Raw genomic sequence first — 1,665 nt, 5'->3', positions numbered from 1 at the left:
ACCGCGCCGATCAGGCCGTGCTTCGTGCGCACGTGGCGCCCCACCATCACGTTTTCCAACGCGGTCATGCCGCCGAACAAACGGATGTTCTGGAACGTACGCGCAATACCCGCCTTCGCCACCTGATAGACGGCGGTCGGCGTGTATTCCGTGCCGTTGAGCTTGAACTCGCCCGAATCCGGCGTGTACAGACCCGTGATCACGTTGAAGAAAGTCGTCTTGCCGGCACCGTTCGGGCCGATCAGGCCATAAATCTGGCCCGCCTTGATCTGCAGGCCGACATCGGACAGTGCCTGCAAGCCGCCGAAGCGCTTGTTGACGCCCTTCACCGACAGGCGGATCTGATCGCTGCCGACGCCGTTGTTTACGTTATCGCTCATATGATTTCTCCCTGCGGGCCTCAGGCGCGCACCGGCTTCTTGCCAGCACGCTTCGCCAGTTTCGCAATCTTGTCTTCGTGCTTCGGCGACGGCCACAGGCCTTCCGAGCGGTACAGCATGATCACGACCATCGCGAGGCCGTACAGCAACTGACGGATCACTTCGGTATCGACGATTTCATGGCCGAAGATCATGTTCTGCAACGGACCCATCGTCGAGCGCAGGAATTCCGGGAACACGGCGAGCAGCACCGCGCCGAGAATCACGCCAGGGATGTGGCCCATACCGCCGAGCACCACGCACGCCAGCACCACGACCGATTCCCAGAACGTGAACGACTCCGGCGACACGAAGCCCTGGAACGAACCGAACATCGCGCCCGACAGCCCGCCGAACGACGCGCCCATTGCAAAGGCCAGCAGCTTCACGTTACGGGTGTTGATACCCATCGCCTTGGCGGCGATTTCGTCTTCGCGGATCGCGGCCCATGCACGGCCGATACGCGAGTGCTGCAAACGCGTACAGGTCCAGATCACGAACAGCGCGCACAGCACGAACAGGTAGTAATACATGTACACCGACGGGAACGAGAACCCGAGGAACGTGTGTGTCTGCGCGAGGCTGAAGCCGCCTGCCGACACCGGAGCGATGCCGGTGATCCCCTTCGGCCCGTTCGTGATGTTGACCGGACGGTCGAGGTTGTTAATGAAGATCCGCACAATCTCCCCGAAGCCCAGGGTCACGATCGCGAGGTAGTCGCCACGCAGACGCAAGGTCGGCGCGCCGAGCAGGACGCCGAAGGTCGCGGCGAGCCCCATCGCAATCGGCACGATGATCCAGATCGGCGTATGCAGGCCGCCCGGGAACAGGTGCGCGATCCACTCGAACTGCGAGGTCAGGTGGGGCGAACTCAGCAGCGCCGCGGTGTACGCGCCGATGGCGTAGAACGCAATATAGCCCAGGTCCAGCAGGCCGGCGAAGCCGACCACCACATTGAGGCCCAGTGCGAGCATCACATACAGCATCGCGAAGTCGAGCACGCGGACCCAGTAGTTGCCGCCGGCGGCACCGATGATCATCGGCGCCGCGATCACGAAGATCGCGGTGATGATGCCGACGGTCAGCGTCTTCGTCAGGTTCTTTTCAGGGATGAGCGTCGTGGACGGCTCGATCGGTTGAATTGAGGTCATGTCTGTCTACTCCTTATGCTCGATCCGCAACACGTTCGCCCAGCAGGCCCGACGGACGGAACACCAGCACGACGATCAGCACGATGAATGCGAAC

The 1,665-nt window shown here is 62.1% G+C and carries 2 protein-coding genes; both read right to left on the bottom strand.

Annotated elements, in window-relative coordinates; translation table 11 throughout:
• The coding region (locus GNZ13_RS50985; protein WP_172179034.1) for an ATP-binding cassette domain-containing protein at positions 1 to 380 on the bottom strand (380 nt) is incomplete at its 3' end.
• A 20-nt stretch (positions 381 to 400) separates the two neighbouring features.
• Positions 401 to 1,570: an ABC transporter permease subunit gene (locus tag GNZ13_RS50980; protein ID WP_171926115.1), complete on the bottom strand. Its 1,170-nt coding sequence runs from the start codon at positions 1,568 to 1,570 to the stop codon at positions 401 to 403.
• Positions 1,571 to 1,665: the final 95 nt, after the last annotated feature.

It is taken from the genome of Paraburkholderia elongata (assembly GCF_013177735.1).
Taxonomy (GTDB): domain Bacteria; phylum Pseudomonadota; class Gammaproteobacteria; order Burkholderiales; family Burkholderiaceae; genus Paraburkholderia; species Paraburkholderia elongata.
The sequence above is the reverse complement of the archived record's forward strand: the minus strand, read 5'-3'. Positions and strand labels throughout refer to the sequence as shown.

Coding starts and splice junctions, on each gene's coding strand:
- GNZ13_RS50980 (WP_171926115.1), bottom strand. CDS start 1,570: ATGACCTCAATTCAACCGATCGAGCCGTCCACGACGCTCATCCCTGAA.